15 protein-coding genes are annotated in these 16,684 nt (G+C 70.4%); 4 read left to right on the top strand and 11 right to left on the bottom strand.

Features of this window, described 5'->3' with window-relative positions; all coding sequences use genetic code 11:
• Positions 1 to 152: 152 nt before the first annotated feature.
• A complete protein-coding gene (locus ACFWEG_RS07605) occupies positions 153 to 560 on the bottom strand; it encodes a rodlin (protein ID WP_387210292.1) in 408 nt (135 codons plus the stop codon).
• 249 nt (positions 561 to 809) lie between these two features.
• Between ACFWEG_RS07605 and ACFWEG_RS07600 the strand changes: the two genes are divergently transcribed.
• The 3 genes from ACFWEG_RS07600 to ACFWEG_RS07590 all read left to right on the top strand — a co-directional run bounded on the left by ACFWEG_RS07600 (position 810) and on the right by ACFWEG_RS07590 (position 3,019).
• On the top strand, positions 810 to 1,220 hold the full coding sequence (locus ACFWEG_RS07600; protein WP_387210288.1) for a rodlin: 411 nt from the start codon (positions 810 to 812) through the stop codon (positions 1,218 to 1,220).
• A gap of 200 nt (positions 1,221 to 1,420) precedes the next feature.
• Positions 1,421 to 2,473, top strand: coding sequence for an LCP family protein (locus ACFWEG_RS07595; RefSeq protein ID WP_387210286.1), 1,053 nt, complete (start codon positions 1,421 to 1,423; stop codon positions 2,471 to 2,473).
• Between the two features lie 138 nt (positions 2,474 to 2,611).
• Complete coding sequence (locus tag ACFWEG_RS07590; protein WP_387210284.1) at positions 2,612 to 3,019, top strand: rodlin; 408 nt, start codon at positions 2,612 to 2,614, stop codon at positions 3,017 to 3,019.
• A 213-nt stretch (positions 3,020 to 3,232) separates the two neighbouring features.
• On the opposite strand, the gene ACFWEG_RS07585 is transcribed toward ACFWEG_RS07590, so the two are convergent.
• The 6 genes from ACFWEG_RS07585 to ACFWEG_RS07560 all read right to left on the bottom strand — a co-directional run bounded on the left by ACFWEG_RS07585 (position 3,233) and on the right by ACFWEG_RS07560 (position 10,300).
• Positions 3,233 to 3,613, bottom strand: coding sequence for a DUF6009 family protein (locus ACFWEG_RS07585; protein WP_387210282.1), 381 nt, complete (start codon positions 3,611 to 3,613; stop codon positions 3,233 to 3,235).
• Between the two features lie 160 nt (positions 3,614 to 3,773).
• Positions 3,774 to 5,354: a phage/plasmid primase, P4 family gene (locus tag ACFWEG_RS07580; RefSeq protein WP_387210281.1), complete on the bottom strand. Its 1,581-nt coding sequence runs from the start codon at positions 5,352 to 5,354 to the stop codon at positions 3,774 to 3,776.
• Positions 5,351 to 6,490 (bottom strand): bifunctional DNA primase/polymerase, encoded by a 1,140-nt coding sequence (locus tag ACFWEG_RS07575; protein WP_387210279.1) that lies wholly within the window; start codon positions 6,488 to 6,490, stop codon positions 5,351 to 5,353. Before ACFWEG_RS07575 ends, ACFWEG_RS07580 begins: the two co-directional genes overlap by 4 nt.
• 943 nt (positions 6,491 to 7,433) lie before the next feature.
• Positions 7,434 to 8,402 carry an aldo/keto reductase gene (locus ACFWEG_RS07570; RefSeq protein WP_387210290.1) on the bottom strand — a complete coding sequence of 323 codons (969 nt, stop codon included), beginning with the start codon at positions 8,400 to 8,402 and terminating at the stop codon, positions 7,434 to 7,436.
• Positions 8,403 to 8,495: 93 nt separating this feature from the next.
• A complete protein-coding gene (locus tag ACFWEG_RS07565) occupies positions 8,496 to 8,903 on the bottom strand; it encodes a hypothetical protein (protein ID WP_387210277.1) in 408 nt (135 codons plus the stop codon).
• 494 nt (positions 8,904 to 9,397) lie between these two features.
• Entirely contained in the window at positions 9,398 to 10,300 is a 903-nt protein-coding gene (locus ACFWEG_RS07560) for a ParA family protein (RefSeq protein WP_387210275.1), read from the bottom strand.
• Between ACFWEG_RS07560 and ACFWEG_RS07555 the strand changes: the two genes are divergently transcribed.
• Positions 10,283 to 10,501, top strand: coding sequence for a hypothetical protein (locus tag ACFWEG_RS07555; RefSeq protein WP_387210273.1), 219 nt, complete (start codon positions 10,283 to 10,285; stop codon positions 10,499 to 10,501). The genes ACFWEG_RS07560 and ACFWEG_RS07555 overlap by 18 nt on opposite strands.
• Before the next feature lie 103 nt (positions 10,502 to 10,604).
• Here ACFWEG_RS07555 and ACFWEG_RS07550 read toward each other — a convergent pair whose 3' ends face one another.
• From ACFWEG_RS07550 to ACFWEG_RS07535, 4 genes are all read right to left on the bottom strand, one after another.
• Positions 10,605 to 11,708 (bottom strand): MerR family transcriptional regulator, encoded by a 1,104-nt coding sequence (locus tag ACFWEG_RS07550; RefSeq protein WP_387210271.1) that lies wholly within the window; start codon positions 11,706 to 11,708, stop codon positions 10,605 to 10,607.
• A 739-nt stretch (positions 11,709 to 12,447) separates the two neighbouring features.
• Positions 12,448 to 12,753: a hypothetical protein gene (locus tag ACFWEG_RS07545; protein WP_387210269.1), complete on the bottom strand. Its 306-nt coding sequence runs from the start codon at positions 12,751 to 12,753 to the stop codon at positions 12,448 to 12,450.
• Positions 12,754 to 14,279: 1,526 nt separating this feature from the next.
• Positions 14,280 to 15,239, bottom strand: coding sequence for a ParB/RepB/Spo0J family partition protein (locus tag ACFWEG_RS07540; protein ID WP_387210267.1), 960 nt, complete (start codon positions 15,237 to 15,239; stop codon positions 14,280 to 14,282).
• Positions 15,236 to 16,495, bottom strand: a complete 1,260-nt coding sequence (locus tag ACFWEG_RS07535; protein WP_387210265.1) for a ParA family protein — start codon at positions 16,493 to 16,495, stop codon at positions 15,236 to 15,238. The genes ACFWEG_RS07540 and ACFWEG_RS07535 overlap by 4 nt, the downstream gene beginning before the upstream one ends.
• Between the last annotated feature and the right edge of the window lie 189 nt (positions 16,496 to 16,684).

Genomic DNA, 16,684 nt, shown 5'->3' with positions numbered 1-16,684 from the left:
GATGTCTGCCGACGGCGACCGCACGGCGAGCGGGTGGTCGCGCGGCGGGTCCGGGCCGCGGAGACGAAGGCGGGGCGACCGTAGCCGGCCCCCGGCCCTCATCCGATCGCGCCGCTCACGCCGCCACGGTCGAGGGGGTGGTGGGCCTCGGCTCAGCCGTTGCCGACACCGTTGGCCGACAGCACCGGGATGTCCTCGATGATGTGGGACAGCGGCTCGTCGCCCTTGGCCTGGGTCGAGTTCTCGGTGCACTGCTGGTTCTGCGGGGCCGAGAGGACCGGGATGTCCTGGACGGCGATCGGCACGACGCCGACGAGGGAACCGAGGTTGGCCTTGACCGGGAGACCGATGCAGGGCTTGTTGAGCGAGCCCTGGACGAGGCCGAGCTGCGGGCTCTGGTCGCCCTCCGTCGAGGAGTTGCCGATCTCCGTGACCGCACCGTTGCCGCTGAGCGAGGTGGTCCCGTCGTCGTCACCGAGGGCCAGGGCCGCGGGGGCGGCGGCGACGGTGGCGCCGAGCATCGAGACGGAGACCGCGGTGGCCGCCATCAGCTTCTTGATCACAGTTCATTCCCTTTCGTCACCGGCCGTCCGACCGGATGCGCCTTGTAAACGGCCCAGGCCAGCGGGCGTTGTGGGCTCAAACACGATCCGGGGCGGGTTCATCCGTCCGGCCCAACGGGCGGTCGGCCCTGCGCCCCCCTCGTGCGCTCGCCCATTGCGGTGAGACCTCGCAACCTCCTGATCGGCGGCCCGTTGGGCAGCGCGCTCCTGGGAGGAGCGAAGTTCCGATCTCCAAGGGAAGACACCATGAACAAGTCCATGCGCATCGCCGCCACGTCCGCCTCGGTCCTCGGTCTGGCGATGGCCGCCGCGCCGACGGCGATGGCGCTCGGCGACGACGGCGGCACCACCTCCCTCAGCGGCAACGGCGCCGTCCAGGAGTACGGCAACTCCTCGACGCACGGTGACTTGAGCCCGCAGCTCGGTCTCGTCCAGGGCTCGCTGAACAAGCCCTGCGTCGGCCTGCCGGCCAAGGTCAACGCCGGTTCGCTGGTCGGTCTCCTGGTGCCGGTCGCCGTCCAGGACATCCCGATCCTGTCGGCCCCGCAGAACCAGCAGTGCGTCGAGAACTCGACCCAGGCCAAGGGCGACGAGCCGCTGTCGCACATTCTCAACGACATCCCGGTCCTGTCGGCCAACGGCGTCGACAACGGCTGAGTCCCGCGGAGGGACGGGGCGGCCGGCTACGGTCGCCCCGCCTTCGTCTCCGCGGCCCGGACCCGCCGCGCGACCACCCGCTCGCCGTGCGGTCGCCGTCGGCAGACATCGGAAACGCGCCGCGAAATCGGCATTCCCGTCCTCTCGACGCCCGGCGTCTAATGTGCACTCGTTCTGTTCCCGTTGACACGGCGGTGCACATGGCAATTCCCACATCCCGGAGAATTCTGGTCGGCGCGCTCACGCTCACCGTGAGCGCCGTTCTCGTCCAGGCCTCCGACGCCTCTTCGGTTCTGCTGGAACCGGGTGGAACTCTGCGCAGTCTGCCCGCCCCCGAGGACGGCCTCAATATCCTTTTGATGGGGACCGACGGCCGCGACACGATCACGGAGAAGGAGCGGCGGACATTCCGTCTCGGCGGTGTCGCGTGCGATTGCACCGACACCTTGATGCTGGTCCACGTCTCCGCGCGCAATGACCGCGTGAGCGTCGTCGGAATTCCCCGCGACTCGTACGCGGTGGTTCCCGAAGGGCCGCACAAGAACTCGGGCGAGGTGCTGCCCGAACGCCCCTCGAAGATCAACGCGGCGTTCCGCGACGGCGGTTCGGAGCTGTCGGTCCGGACCGTGCAGAGCATGACCGGGCTCGACGTCGACCGTGCGATGCAGGTCGACTTCCGGCGGTTCATGGACGGCGTCGACGATCTCGGCGGGGTTCCGGTCTGCACCGAGAAGCCGCTGAAGGACAAGGTCACGGCCCTCGACCTCGCCCCCGGCCGGCACCGTCTGAACGGCGGGCCCGCGCTCCAGTACGTCCGCTCCCGGCACGTCGACACACGCGCCGACCTCGGCCGCATCCAGCGTCAGCAGCGTTTCCTGCTCGCGCTGGGCGAGGAGGTGCGCAAGCGGGTCGCGAAGGGGCGCGGCGCACTCACCGGTTTCGCTTCGCTGATCGCTGCCCCGGCTCCGGTCGGGCCGGAGATGACGTCGGGTGAGATCCTGGACCTGGCTTACCGGTTGCGTTCCCTGAAACCGCAGCAGGTCGAATTCGCGATCGTGCCGGTGAGCGGTTACAACGACAACAAGAACGGCACCGGTTCGACCCTCCAATGGGACGAGCGGGCGGCCGGCGAGATGTTCTCGAACCTGGCGGCCGACCGACCGCTGCCGAGGAATGCGGGTGCGGATCCGAACCGTGTTCCCGGATTCGGTACACACGTTCCCGTTCCGGGATCGAAGCTGAGCTGCGGCTGAATCGATTCAGCACCCGTCCGGACCGGCGGGAGCAGAAATCCGCGACCCGTCCGGATGGAATGACGAAACCTATTCGCTGTCGCGGCAGTTGTCAGTGCGGCTCCAGTGTCCTGGGGTCGGGAACCGAAAGGGAACACCATGAACAAGCTGTTCGCCACCTCCGCCATGGCCGCCTCCGTCCTGGGCGCCGCGGCGATGGTCGCCCCCCAGGCGGCGGCGCTCGGCGACGACGGCGGCACCACGTCCTTCAGCGGCAACGGGGCCCTGCAGTCGTACGGCAACTCGTCGACGCACGGCGACATGAGCCCGCAGTTCGCGCTCATCCAGGGCTCGTTCAACAAGCCCTGCATCGGCCTCCCGGCCAAGGCCAACCTCGGTTCCCTCGTCGGCGTCGTGCCGATCTCGGTCCAGGACATCCCGATCCTCAGCGCGCCGCAGAACCAGCAGTGCGTCGAGAACTCGACCCAGGCCAAGGGCGACGAGCCGCTGTCGCACATTCTCAACGACATCCCGGTCCTGTCGGCCAACGGCGTCGACAACGGCTGACCACCCCGGACGGTCCGGTGGAGCGGCGTTCCTCCCGCCTCTTCACCGGACGTTGCGGCGGGGGTCCTGGATCCAGCCCCGCGGGTCACCGCGGCCCGTCGGCCAGGCCCCCGTGCCGCGCTCCCCGCCCTTTGTTCACGTCCTCGCATGCCGCAGGCCGCGTACCGTCACCGGTAGCGGCCTTTTTCGACGTCCGGGGCTTTCCGGCGCGGGTCAGGGCAGTGCTATGGCCGCGGCGGAGCCCTGCTGGGAGCGGGGTGTCTTCTCGCCGACCTTCTGGGGGTCGATGGTCCGCGGGTCGACCGCCTCGCCGGGAGCGCCCGTGGCGTAGTAGCCGGTCGGGGCGGTGTCGCGGTCGTGGGGCAGCAGGAAGAAGACCCGGCGCTTGTGCAGACCGCTGTCGGGGTCGGCCTCGGCGTGCTCGTCGAGCTCGGTGTAGCCGACCAGGCGGCCGTCACGGGCGTAGCGGGGCTTGCCGCGGCGGCGGGGGGTCTTGTCGAGGGCCTGCCGTACGTAGTCCAGGTTGTCGGGGCTTTCCAGCCACACCACCGCGTTCTCGTGGGCGAGATCGCTCTCGTTCAGTAGCGAGCTCATGGCTGCGGCCTCTCCTCGTGTCGTCCGCCCCGGAAGGTGCTTCGGTCGGCCGCCGACGTCCGGGTGGTTCCCGACGGCGGGTCCTGGTGGTCTGAGTGCTCCGTGGGTCCGGCCCCATCGTAAGGCGGTTCCGGGCTGCGGCACAGTGCGGGCCCGGGCCTCATGGGGCCGCCGGGGGCGCGGAGTCCTCGTCATCGGCCAGCAGGCCGAGGCCGGGGTAGTACTTCTTGCCGCTGGACTTGAGCATGTCGGCGGGTGAGGCAAGGCCCAGTTCCTGGCGGATGCGGGCGGCGAAGGAACGCGACGTGGCGGGCCTGATCCCCTCCCCCGCGTGGCACCAGCTCGCGTACGTCGCGTAAAGCAGACCCTGTTCGACGCGGCACTCCGAGGCCGCCTCGGGGCGGTGGGTGCAGCACTCCTTGATGAACCGCCCGATGTGGTCCTCGGTCGTCTCGTACGCCTCGGTGGCGTTGCGGACGGAGTCGGGGCCGGTCAGCGGGTCGCGGCTCTCCAGGTACTGCATGGCGCCCTCGATGAGCCAGTGCAGGATGCCGGGCCCCTCGTCGCGGACGAGCTCGAAGGCCAGGTTGTCGATCTTGCGCGAGTTCGGCACGACCCGTTCGAAGGGGATCAGCCGGATGCGGCGCCAGAACGCGTGCCCGCCGGTGCCGACCTCGGGGCGGTGGTTGCCGAGCAGCCAGAGCTTGTGGGTCGGGGCGAACGAGAAGTAGTCCTGGCGCATCCGCCGGGCCTTGATGCGGTCGCCGCCGGTCAGCAGCTTGACCCGGGACTCGTCGAACTTGTCGTTCGGCTTCAGCTCGCTGCAGACCATGATGCGGCGGCCGTGCAGCTCGGTGAGCTCCGTGGAGTGCTCGGAGAACTTGCCCTTCTCCATGAGAAATCCGGGCGGCGCGGCGTCCGCGTAGTCGCCCAGGATCTGGATCATCACGTCGAGCAGCACGGACTTGCCGTTGGCGCCCGCGCCGAAGAGGAACGGCAGGACCTGCGCGCCGACGTCGCCGGTGATCGAGTAGCCGAGCAGCAGGTGGAGGAAGCGGATCGTCTCCTCGCCCTTGTCGTCGTCGCCGAAGGTGTCGCGCAGGAAGCGGTACCAGCGGGGGGTGGGGATGTTCTGGGGTCCGACGCTGGTGGCCCGGGAGTGCATGTCCTTGACCGGGTCGGGCTTGTGCATGTCGCCCGTGTGCAGGTCGACGACGCCCTCGGGGGTGCACAGGGCGTAGGCGTCGCCGTCGAGGACGTCGGGGTCGAGGGTGAGCGCCGGGGAGGCCTTGGCCTGGGTGAGGAGGGCCTTCATGCCGGGGGTGGACATGGTGCGCTTGCGGTGGGCGTACAGCTCGCGGTCGGTGAAGAAGCCGCGAGGGTCGGTGGCGGGCATCTGCTCGGCCATGTCGCCGGCGGCCCACAGGGCGGCCTTCTCGCCGCCGGCGCGCTTCCAGCGGTACTGGTCCCAGGAGTACCAGCCGAGCCCTTCGACGTGGCGGAACTGGTCGGCGTAGAGCTGGGCGAAGAGCTTGGCGTTGCCCCGGTCGGTGAGCATGCGCGGCAGCAGACCGGGTTCGTGGGCGGACTCGTTAACGATGAGCTGGCCCGGGGCCCCGGCCTGCTGGGCGGGCAGGGCGCCGGGCTTGCGGTCGGCGGGTGCGGCGTCGGCGACGGGGAAGGCGAGCATCTGCTGAGCGGCGGCGGTGGCGTCGAAGCTCGTGCTCTCGGCGCTGCTCATGGGCGTCCTTGGGGATGGAACGGTCGGGTGGCACCTGCGGCGAGGGCGGACTCGATGATGGTGGCACTGCGGCGGAGCTGGTGCGGACGCGCGGTCCGGGCCGCCTCGTCGAGCAGAGCCCTTGCCTGGCGCTCGGTCAGGTGTCCGGCGGCGACCACACCGCCGGCGGTGTAGGCGGCCCGGTTGAGCTTCTCGGTGAAGCTCGCGCCCTCCGGCACGGCGGCGCAGGCCTCGACCTCGGCCAGGAGAGGCCCCAGGAGCCGTTCTGCGGCCCTCGGAGCTCTTCTCGGCCCCGAGGGGCGGGAGGTGGGGGAAAACGGCCCGTACGCGCCCTGTGGGGCGTTTGAAGGCTGTGGGGCGGTCGGGGGCGGGGTGGCGGTGGACTGGGGGGCGGTCAGGACGTGGCCCGTGCGGGCGAGTTCGCGGGCGAGCCAGGCGGGCAGCGGGGCGGGCAGCCTGACGTCGCCGACGGGGCTGTAGGTGCCCTTGGGCACGCGGTTGGCGGGGGCGACGATGTAGCCGTGGTCCGCGCGGACGTCGACCTGCCAGGCGAGCGCGGTCCTGGGGCCGGAGCCGGTGGACGAGCGGTAGCGGGTCCCGGGGTCCGGGTTCCGGTACCAGATGTGCAGGCCTCCCGACGGGGTGCGGACCCGCAGCGTGGTCCCGTCCTCGGCGGGGTCGGTCTCGCCGAGGTACGCGGCCAGCAGGGCGAGCGTGTCGTACCCGGAAGCGAGACCCGTCAGGTCGACCTTCTCGTGGATCGGGATGCCCGGCAGCAGACGGTCCCGGGACGGGACGTCCGCGCTGTGGGCGTCGACGTCCAGGACGACGAGGTCGGCGGGCCCGCAGGCGACGCCGACGCCGAGGGAGGGCTGTGCGCCCCACCAGGCGTCGATCAGGCCCGGATCCGTGGTGGCGGCACGGAAGCCGTGGCACCAGCGGCCGGCGGCCCGGCAGGGGCAGTCCTCGGCCTGGTGCCCGGGCTCCCGGCAGGCGGGGCAGTTGGCGGCCGGCGTCTTGCGGCCCGGTGCCAGCGGGTGGACGGGCCACCCCTGGGCAGCGCACCAGCGGGCAACGTCGTGGGCCCGCACCGCCCCTGAGGGGGCGGTGGCGCTGTCGTCACCATGGGCGGGCACGCGGTCGTCCTTGTCCGGGTTGGGGGTCCTGCTTCGGTCCCCGTCGGAGAACGTACTGATCAGGACCGCTTCGGGACCTGTGACAGGGACTGAAGGGACTGAACTTTCCCTTGCGGTGGTGAGCGTAGCGCAAGGCAGGCCCGATGCCGGGGGCGAACTGCCGTTGTATCAGTTCTTCAGTCCCTTGAGTCCCTTCGGGGGGTCGGCAGACGGGGCCATCGCGAGGGACCCGAAGCGGGCGGGGCCGGCCGGTGGCGCGGGTGGGTCTCCGAGGGACTGAAGGGGTCGGGACCGGGACTGAGGGCCTGTGAAGTTCGGTCCCTCTTCGGTCCCTGTTCAGTCCCTCCGAGCAAAAGCCCAGGTCAGGGGCTTTTCGGTGGCCGGTCAAGGGACCGAAGAGGGACTGAAAGGGACCGAAGGGACTGAAAATCCCAGTTATGAGCGCTCCAGAGAGATAGTTGCCTTATACACACGCGTGCATACACGCGCGCACACAATTGGCCTGGATACTGCGATGTTGAGTCCCTTCAGTCCCTTTCGGTCCCTGGATCGGAGCGCCGCCGCCGGGCCACAAGCCTGTGACCTGCTTTTTCCCGCCGGAGGGACTGAGGGACCGAAAGGGAGGGACTGAAGGGCTCGGTCCCCGCACTTCGAGTCCCCGCCGCCGCCCAACGCCCCGCGCCGGTCACGGGCCGTCATGCCTGTACGGAGAGCTCGGGTGTTTCGTGCGCCCCTTACGGGTTTGTCCGTAGGGGTTCCCCTAGGGAACGCCTCGGGGGAAACCCCTACGGGGTCCGAAGGGACCGAAGGGACTCAAGGAGGATGACTTCACCGTGTGGAGGGTCTTCGGTTCGAGGGACTGAAGGGGGCGGAGCGGTGGTGCCGCGCCCGCTGGGAGTCTTTTCCTCGGGTCCTCCTCCCGCGCGGAAGGCAGTCCTTCGGGTCACCAGCGGTGGTGCACCTGGGCGCGGATCCGGCGGTCGTAGAGATCGCGTACGGCGACAAGGGTCTCCCCCGTCAGCGGGCTGTCGGTCGCGGCGGCCGCGTTGGTGCGGGCCTGTTCGGGCGAGCGGGCACCGGGAATGACGGTCGTGACACCGGGCTGCTGCGTGATCCAGCGGAGCGCGGTCCGGGCCGGCGTGGAGTCGGGTGCTGTCAGTTCGGCGAACTCGGCGGCCGCCTCGATCCCCGTTGCGAAGTCGACGCCCGAGAACGTCTCACCCTGGTCGAACGCCTCCCCGTGCCGGTTGTACGTGCGGTGGTCGTCGTCGGCGAAGACCGTCTCCCGGGTGTACTTGCCCGTCAGGAGTCCGGAGGCGAGGGGGACACGGGCGATCACCGCGACGCCGGCCTCGGCTGCCGCCGGGAGGACTTCCTCCAGCGGCTTCAGGCGGAAGGGGTTCAGGATGATCTGCACGCTGGCCGTTCCCGGACGGGCGATCGCGGTGAGGGCCTCCGCGCAGGTCTCCACGCTGACGCCGTAGGCCGCGATGCGCTGCTCCGCGACGAGCTCGTCCAGGGCGTCGAAGACGGCGTCCGTGGAGTAGACCGAGCTGGGAGGGCAGTGCAGCTGGACCAGGTCCAGGGTGTCCACGCCGAGGTTCCGGCGCGAACGGTCGTTCCACAGGCGGAAGTTCGTCGCAGAGTAGTTCTCCGGGACCTGGTCCTCCCGGCGGCCCATCTTGGTCGCGACGAAGACGTCCGCGTCGGGGCGCTCCTTTAGGAAGCGGCCGATGAGCTGTTCGCTGCGGCCGTCGCCGTAGACGTCCGCGGTGTCGAAGAAGGTGACTCCGGAGTCGACGGCGGAGTCGAGGACGGCGAGGGCGTCCTTCTCGTGGACGTCCCCCCAGTCTGCGCCGAGCTGCCAGGTGCCGAGGCCGATGACGGAAACGTTTCTGTTCATGCGGGGCATGGGGCGGAGTTCCATGAAGGCATCCTAGGCGGGTGGGTGTGGGGTATTAACGGCGTTAACACCCCACACCTGCGGGACCACTCCCCCGTTCCGTCAGCGGGAGCGGCCCCGTCCCTCGGGGAGGGCCGGGAGGAAGGCGTCGAGGGCGCCGTTGAGGAAGTCGCTCCGGTTGGGGAAGCCGTACGCCGTGGTGAAGCCGTCGATGACGGCGAGCTCCTGTTTGGAGGGGCGGAAGGACTGCTGGCGTCCGTCCTTGACCGCTCCCCGCTCGGTCCTGCGGGCCGGTACGTCGCCGAAGATGTTGTCCGGGTCGAAGTCCGCGTCCTGGACGGGTTGCTGTCGGTGCCGTACCGATTCCAGGAGAGTGGCGAAGAGGTCGTGCTTCTTCGCGTGCAGGACGGCTCGTCGGACGACCACCGCGTTGGTGGGTTCGTGTCCGGTGCTGAGCTTCTGGGCGAGCTGGTAGGCGGCGAAGCGCTTCCGCACCTGGGAGCTGACCATGATCGTGCACTGGGTCGCCTCTTGGCCGGATTCTCCCAGGTGCGGTACGTGGAGGGTGCGGGGTGTGGGGGCCGGCCCTGCAGGGGTGACGAGGGGTGCGTTTGCATGGGGTGCGGTGGCGAGGGGAGCCGCGAGCGGGGCGTTGCGGGGGGCCGGGGTGCTTGTCTTCGGTTGTTCCTGAGGTGGGCTGACGGCCGTGGTGACTGCCGTGGTGACCGGACCGGGTACGGGAGCGGTCGGTGCGGGGGGCCCTGCGGGTGTGTCCGTCGGTGGCGTGTGGAGCGCCGGGGGTGCCTCACCGGATCCGTTGGCGGGTGTCCTTGCGGATGTTCCGCCCGGCGTCTCCACTGGTCCGGCACCGCCTCTCCGCCGACGTACGGGTGGTGCGGTGAACGCTCCCGCCGCGGCAGCCGCGAACGCGTCGAGGCCGTCGTCCTCCGGCAGTCCCCCGCGCTTGCCGTCCGACTCCCCCGCGCGGGTGTTCCTCGTGGGACTCATGCCTCGTCCTCCGTCTGCCGTGCCCGGTCCAGTGCCGTCTTCGCCTGCATCACTTCGATCGCCAGCGATTGGTAGTCCCCCGCCAGAGCCTTCAGCGAGCGCCGGAGGCTGGGGTCGATGTCCTTGCTGCTGCGCAGTTCGTGCGCGACCTTGCCGGCCGTCCGGCACGCGACCGCGGCGGACTCGACGTGCCGGATGCACTGCTCGAAGACCGGTGCGGCCCCCCGCAGGTCCTGGCCGAGCTGTTCCTTGATGTTCGCCTGGACCCGCGTCGCGGAGACGTTCGTGGCGAAGACGACCACGCCGAGCAGCCGGAGGAACGGGTTGAGGGCGCGTGCCTGGGCGAAGCGCAGGGCGACCGTGCGCAGGCCCTTGCGGGAGGACGGGTCCGACTTGGACGGGATGAGGACGACGTCCCCCGCGACGAGTGCCTGCAGTTGCAGGGGCTCCGAGCCGGGGGCGACGTCGAGGACGATGATGTCGTAGTCGTCGCGGACGGCGTCGATCGCTGCGGCGTACATGCCCATCCAGGCGGTGCGGTCCTCGAGTGCCTCGCAGCGCGAGGCGAGGCGTCGCTGGCAGTAGAGCTCCTCGACCACGTCCTCGAGGATCGCTCCGCCGGGGACGACGAACAGGCCGGGGCGCGCTTCGCCGGTCGGGGTGAGGAGCTTTCCGTCGAGCAGCGCGGCGGCCTGGGCGTCGCCCTGGTCGGCGAGCGGGGTGCCGGTGAAGCCGAGGTCCTCGCCGTTGTTCCCCTGCTCGTCCAGCTCGATGAGCAGCACGCGCAGTCCGACCTGGGACCAGGACGCGCTCAGGGCGGCGGACAGCGAGCTCTTCCCGACACCGCCCTTGCCGTTGACGACGACGAACACCTTCGTCGTGTGGAGGCCTTCGGACATGCGCTGCTGTCGCTGTCGCAACGCATGCTTCACCCCGGCCAGATCGACGAGGTCGAGCGCATTGGCGCCTGTGGACACAGGGATCACTTCCTGTTACAAAGCGGACATCATCTGATCGTCGACCTTAAGGACGATCGGACGTATCACTCCGCTGACACACCCCGGCGCGGTGCCGTTCACCCGGCCGGCCGCACCTCCTAGCACGATGCCTAGCGCGCCATGTCGCACGGCATCACGCATCCACCCGGCCACCGTCCACGGCGCCGACGGTGGCCGGGTGTTAACGCCGTTAATACCCCCGGCGTCAGTCCTCCAGCCGGACCGGCATCAGCAGGGAGAGAATCCGGTCGGTGTCGGGGTGGCGGAGGACGACCGGCGTCGTGGGGGTGACCACCTCGATGACGAGGTGGTCGAGGGCGGCGGCACGCAGGGCGTCGAGGAGGAAGGCGCGGTTGACGGCCACGGGGGTGGGGGCGTTGTCGCCGTCGGCGCAGAGGGCGACGGTGCCGTCGTCCTGGAGGCTGAGCACGCTCAGGTGCGGTCCTTCGGTGTCGGTTCCGCCGCAGGCTACGTGGACGGGGCGGCCCGTCTCCAACGTCGTCCGGAACTCCGCGACGTCGACGACCGCGCGGCGGCCGAGGGACTGGGGGAGGAGGCGGCGGTAGTCGGGGAAGTCGTGGTCGAGGCGCCGGCCCGTCGTCTGCCGGTCGCCGGCCTCCAACGTGACGCGGGGGCCGTCGGCGGAGAGTCGAACGGTTCCGTCGCCGTCTGACAGCGCGCGCATCGCGTGGGCGAGGGAGGTGGGGACGGTGAGCTGGACGCGGCTGTCCGTGTCCCCCTGGGTGGTTCGGGCGGTCGCCTCCGCCAGTGCGAGCCGGTAGCGGTCGGTGGCGACGACCGTCAGTCGGTCGTCCTCGATGTCGAAGAGGATGCCGTTGAGCATCGGCAGTTCGGGGTCGGTCGCCGCGGCGAAGCGGACCGCGTCCAGGGCTGCGGCGAGCGCCGGGGCGGGGAGGGATAGGTGGACGGAGGCGGTGCGGACTGTGGTCATGGTGGTCTCCCGGTCGTCGAGCAGGGCGCGGACTGCGGAGAACTCGGCGCGGGCGGTGGTCAGTCCGGCTTCGAGGCGGCCCAGGTGTGCGTCGAGCAGTCGGCGGACGAGCCCGTCCTCCGGACTCGCCCAGCCGGCCAGCACCAGCCGGATGTCCGCCAGCGGCATCCCCGCCCGGCGCAGGCGCGCCAGCACGCGGGCCTCGTCCAGCTGCGCCGGGTCGTACCAGCGGTACCCGCTCACCGGGTCCACCCAGGCCGGCACCAGCACCCCGGCGCGGTCATAGAACCGCAGCGCGCTGATCCCCAGACTGCTGTCCCGTGCCATCTCGCCGATGCTGCGCATGTCGTTCTCCACGTCCGGGACTCTGGTCCCTGCACCAGGTCGAGGGTCAAGGCGGGGGCGTCGACCGTTAACGCCGTTAATACCCGGGGGCCGGGGGCCGGGGGCCGGGGGCCGGGGCCGGGGGCCGGGGCCGGCTCGGCCCCGGGCGCGAGGGCGAACTGTTAACGCCGTTAATACCTTGTCGTGTGCACTGAGTCCCGGGAGACGACCGCACGCCGAGAGGGCCCCAAGGGTCCGCCCGGTCCTACTGGGGTCCGCCACCGGACCGTTGGAGGGGTGAGGGAAATGTCCTGTGAATCCGATGATCGTTTGATCCGACGCGGAGTTCAGGGGCGGGTTGAGCGATGAGGGCGGGGAGCGGATCCCGCGACTCCTGCCGCTGAACCCGCCCACGGTGACCGGGGCGACAACGTATGCAGGACGAGACCGGCCAATGTGAGAGCGGAATCGCGTTTACTCCTGCCGTGCGATCCGCTCCGATGTGCGCCGTCGCGGCATCATGACAGTGATCCCGAATCTGCGAACCAGATCGCCAACCGCAAGCGGCGCGGTTCAGGCGGCGGCCGCCCGCCCGGCTTCGACCGCCGGGCGGGCAGGCACCGCAACACTGACGAGTGACGAGTGATGCATCAACCAGCTCAAGCAGTGCGCGGTAGCGCCAGGCGCACCGACAAGCTTGCCGTGCGCTACCTCGCGGCACTTCAGGGTCGCAGCCATCTTCCTCTGGGTCTGAAGCTGACGCTGACGCCGGTCATCTCTGCCAGGGGAGAGCCTCAACCGATGCGATGTCACCCGCGGCCAGCAGTCCGAAGAGCCCGAGAACCTCCTTGCGGGCGACATTGCGCATCTCCCCCGGAGCCATCGAGTCCTCGTCCGGGTTCTCCCAGACCAGCAGACCGTCGCCGAAGGCGCTGAGGGACCACCCGCTCTCATGGGTGAGTGAGACATCGGGGTGCTCGTCATCGGCTTGTGCCAGACCGTCGAGCACCCGCTGCATCGTCTCCAGATCAGGCTCGTCGACCGTCCCGCCCGTGACGTCGTACATGAAGTAGCTCATTGATCGATTACCTCACGTGGTGATCCACGGGACACTGCCCCACGCTCCCGCGGCTTGCCGGGCTCCAGACTGGGTGGGTGCGCAGGCCCGATCGGCGACGGTCTGGGGAGCGTCCGAGCACGCTCCTGACGCGATCGGCGGCGGACCGTTAACGCCGTTAATACCCCGCGCCGGTCCTGAGCCTGAGCCCGGGAGTCGATCGGCTGCCGCCGTGGCGTGGAGATTGCGCTTTGCTCTGCTGCCGTGAGGCGGACCGTTGACGCCGTTCATACCCTCCGGTCCCGCCGGGCCAGGTTGAAGGCCCTCGGGGCTGATCCTTCGGCGGTACTGCAGCTCCGGGCCGCGTTCGCTCCTGCTGCAGCTCGCTGCTTGACCGTTAACGGCGTTAATACCCTTGCGTCGATGTGGACGTCGCCCGGTGGCCGGTCTTCTGGACGGCGTTGGGTCCCGAGGTTGCGTGCGGACCTGTGGCGGCGGACCGTAGGCACCCGTCGGGGTGCGACTGAGGGTGGGCAGTCGGGTTGTACCCACGCGGGAATGCTTGGTCGCCGTCAAGTCTCGGCGTCGAGGACGCGGGGGTGGCGGTGCGAGCGCCGTCGGTCCGGGGCGGAGGAACGTTGAGTCTGACTTCGAGCGAGTGGTCGTAGCGTTCCCCCGGCCCCGGATCGCGGAGAGGTACGCCGTCGGGCTGAGGATTCGTACCCCGTAGCTGTCGCCGTTGAGGCACCGGTGCGTGGGGGAGAGGCGCGGCAACGGGGGAGGCGTCGTGTCGTCCACGTGTGGGGCGAAGACATGCGTTGTGGCGTGGTCGTTGAGCAGTCCGCCGCGGTGAGGCTGGTGTTCCCTTCCGGGCCGTTGCCGAAGGACTCCCGGGAGGTGGTGCCGTCAGGTCCTGCGGGCGAGGACGAGGACGGCGTTGTGCTCGCGGGGGCGCGGCGAGGTGGGCTCATGTCGGTACCAGGCCATGGTGGGGGCGCGCGGTGGGCGGGTTCCATCGGTCCGGCGCTGTTCCGATCCCGGTACCCGTTCCTCGCGGGACCAGGCGTGGACGTGGGGAAGTGCCGCGCCGAGTGCGGGCGGCGAGGTGGCGGGTGACGTGGTCTCGTAGACGAGCGAGGCACGGGCGAGGGGCTGTGCGGGCGGCGTTTGGCCAGCCGTCGGGGCGCTGAGACGGGCTGGGATGGGGTGACCGTTAACGCCGTTAATACCCTGCGGTGGGCGCGGCCCCCGCGGTGGGGTGTTAACGCCGTTAATACCTGGGCGTCGGCGCATGAGTGGGGTCTTGGTCTCGACAGGGGGTCGGAGCGGCGGTGAGGCTTGCGCGTTCGCGCCGGCTCCGAGGGGTGACCGTTAACGCCGTTAATACCTGCGCGCCGCACCGGAGCGTCGGGAGGGTGGGGCGGGCCGACCGTTGAGGGTGCTGATACCCCTGCACCGAGCGGGGTCGCGGGCGGAACCGTTAACGCCGTTAATACCTGAGCCCGTCCGGTGGTGGCCGGACGGGCTCAGGTGGGGGCGGGAGAGGGTTATTCGGGGGTCTCGTTGGCGCGGAGGAGGAGGGAGATGACCTTGCGGCGCTGGGCGTGGTCGAGGCGGGAGATGATCTCGCGGGCGAGGCGCTGCGGGTCGTCCCAGAGGGTGTCGGGGGACGTGGGCTGGGCGGGGACGTGGGCGGGCTCGGGGGCCGGAGCCGGAGCCGGCGCTGTGTCGCGCGGCTCGGCCTCCGGTGCGGGTCGGGCCGGGGCCGTTTCCACGGGGGTCGGCCGCGCCTTGCGCGCCGGCTTGGGTTCGGCGAGGGTGCGCCGCGCCTCGGACTCCTGCTGCTCCGCCGGGAGCCGCCCGATCCGGCGCGCGGACTCGACGCGCAGCTCCCCGGTCTCGACCTTCTCCTGGAGCTCGGGGACGAGCTCCAGGAGCGCGAGCCGCTGCGACACCCACGCCGGCGTCTTGCCGAGCCGCTTGGCGACCTGGCCCTGCGAGCCGTGGACGGCGACCAGGGACTGGATGGCCTTCGCCTGGTCCATCGGCGGGACGTCCACCCGGTGGATGTTGGCGATGATCGAGGCCTCCAGGATGTCCTGGGAGGAGGCCGCGAGCGCGTCGTTGACGTGGATGAGGAGCGTGGTGAGCCCGGCGAGCCGGGACGCCGCGAGCCTGCGGTTGCCGTCGATGACGACGAACCGGGCCTGCCCGACCGCCTCCTGCTGCTCGGGATGTGCGCGGAGGAACGCGCCGCGGTTCACGACGGCGAGCGGCTGCAACTGCCCCCGCACCTTGAGCGATTCCGCGGTCTCCTCGATCCCGGTGAGCTCCTCGCGGAAGTTCAGCGGGTTGTGCGCGAGGGTGTCGATGGGCGCCTCGGTCGGGGGCGCCACCCCCTCGGTCGCGACACCGGTCGCCGCCGCGATCGCGGCCCGGCGTGAACTGACCGGCTGGGCGCGGGCGAACGACGCGGAGGCGCGGAGCTTGTCGGCCTTGCTGCTCATGAGATCTCCCTGGCGAGGGCGCGCATCGCGATCGCCTGGTCGCACTTCGGCGCGTACGACAGGAGCGGCTGCTTCATCCGTACGGCCTCCTTCTGCTCCTTGAGGTCCCCGACCACGGCGACGACCCGGGGGTCCTTTATGTCGACCCACGACTCGAGCGAGGAGGTCGCGATGTACCCCCGGCGGCCGTCGTAGAGGTTGACGACGATGCCGAGGTAGTCGATGTCCAGGCTCAGGTCGTCGCGCAGGTCGTTGATCTGGGTGGTGAGGAGGTCGTACGCGTCGGCGGAGGTGTCCTCGGCCTGGACGACGATGAGTGCGCCGGACGAGCCGGCGGCCTCGCCGTCGCGGCGTCGGCCGTAGTAGACCGCGGCGTCCATGCTGAGCCCGAGGCTGGGCGGGCAGTCGATGAGGATGACGTCGTACTCGTTCTCCAGCGGGGCGAGTGCGCGTTCCAGCGCGGCCTCGCGGGCGCGGACGGTGGAGAGGCGGACGTCGAGCAGGAACGCGTCGGTGCAGGCCGGCAGCAGGTGCAGGCGGTCGCCGAAGTGGTCGAGGTCGACGCCGTTGCCCTCGGGGTCGGTCGGTTGGATGGGGACGACGAGGTCCTGGATCGGGGTGCGGCTCTCGCCCGCCATGTGCGTGGTGAGGCTGTCGCCGCCCATGGGGATGGGCTGGTGCCGGAGCTGCTTGGTGAGGTGGCCCTGCGGGTCGAAGTCGACCAGCAGGACGCGCAGTCCGAGGCCGGGGAGGTCCTCGCGCTCGAGCGCGGCTCCGGCGTCGGTGAGCACCGCGAGCTGTCGCGCGATGCGGACCGGGTAGAGCGCGTCGGGGTTCTCCGCCAGCGCTTCGCCCGCACCGGCGGTGATGGCCGTCTTGCCGACGCCGCCCTTCTGGTTGCACACCACTACGCGGCGGACGACGGACGGTCGGCGCACCGACGGCGGCGGGTTCTTCTCCAGCCACAGGTGCACGGACTGGGCGAGGCCCTGAACCAGCGAGACGCCGCGGTCCTTGGCGCTGACCCGGAAGTCGTCCCACTGGCCGACCGGCAGCCAGGTCGAGTACGGCTCGGCTCCGGCGGTGTCGACGGGGGAGGGTGCGGACGCCAGGGCGCGCCAGGCGGCGATTCCTTCGTGCACGGCGTCCTGGATGTCGAGGCCCAGTTGCGCGGTGCGGATCTTCAGCTGCTGGCGCAGTGACGGCGGAAGCTTCGAGACGACCTTCTCGCGGTCGCCGGCGGATGGCGAACTCATGGATGTACCTTACTAACTTTTCAATCCCCGGAAGCCATGGGCGAGCACTTTGGTAACTCTGTCACCGCAATGGCGGTATCAGAAAGGTTATTTCGGTGCAAAAGGCGCAAAAAATTGGCCGCCAGAATGGGGGTTCTGACGGCCGATCAGGGAGTTGCCGGTATGGCGGGATGGTCCGGAGCGTGGGAG

The sequence above is a fragment of the Streptomyces sp. NPDC060194 genome, from assembly GCF_042728285.1.
GTDB lineage: Bacteria > Actinomycetota > Actinomycetes > Streptomycetales > Streptomycetaceae > Streptomyces.
Note: the sequence above shows the minus strand (reverse complement) of the source record. Positions and strands in the feature narration are given on the sequence as shown.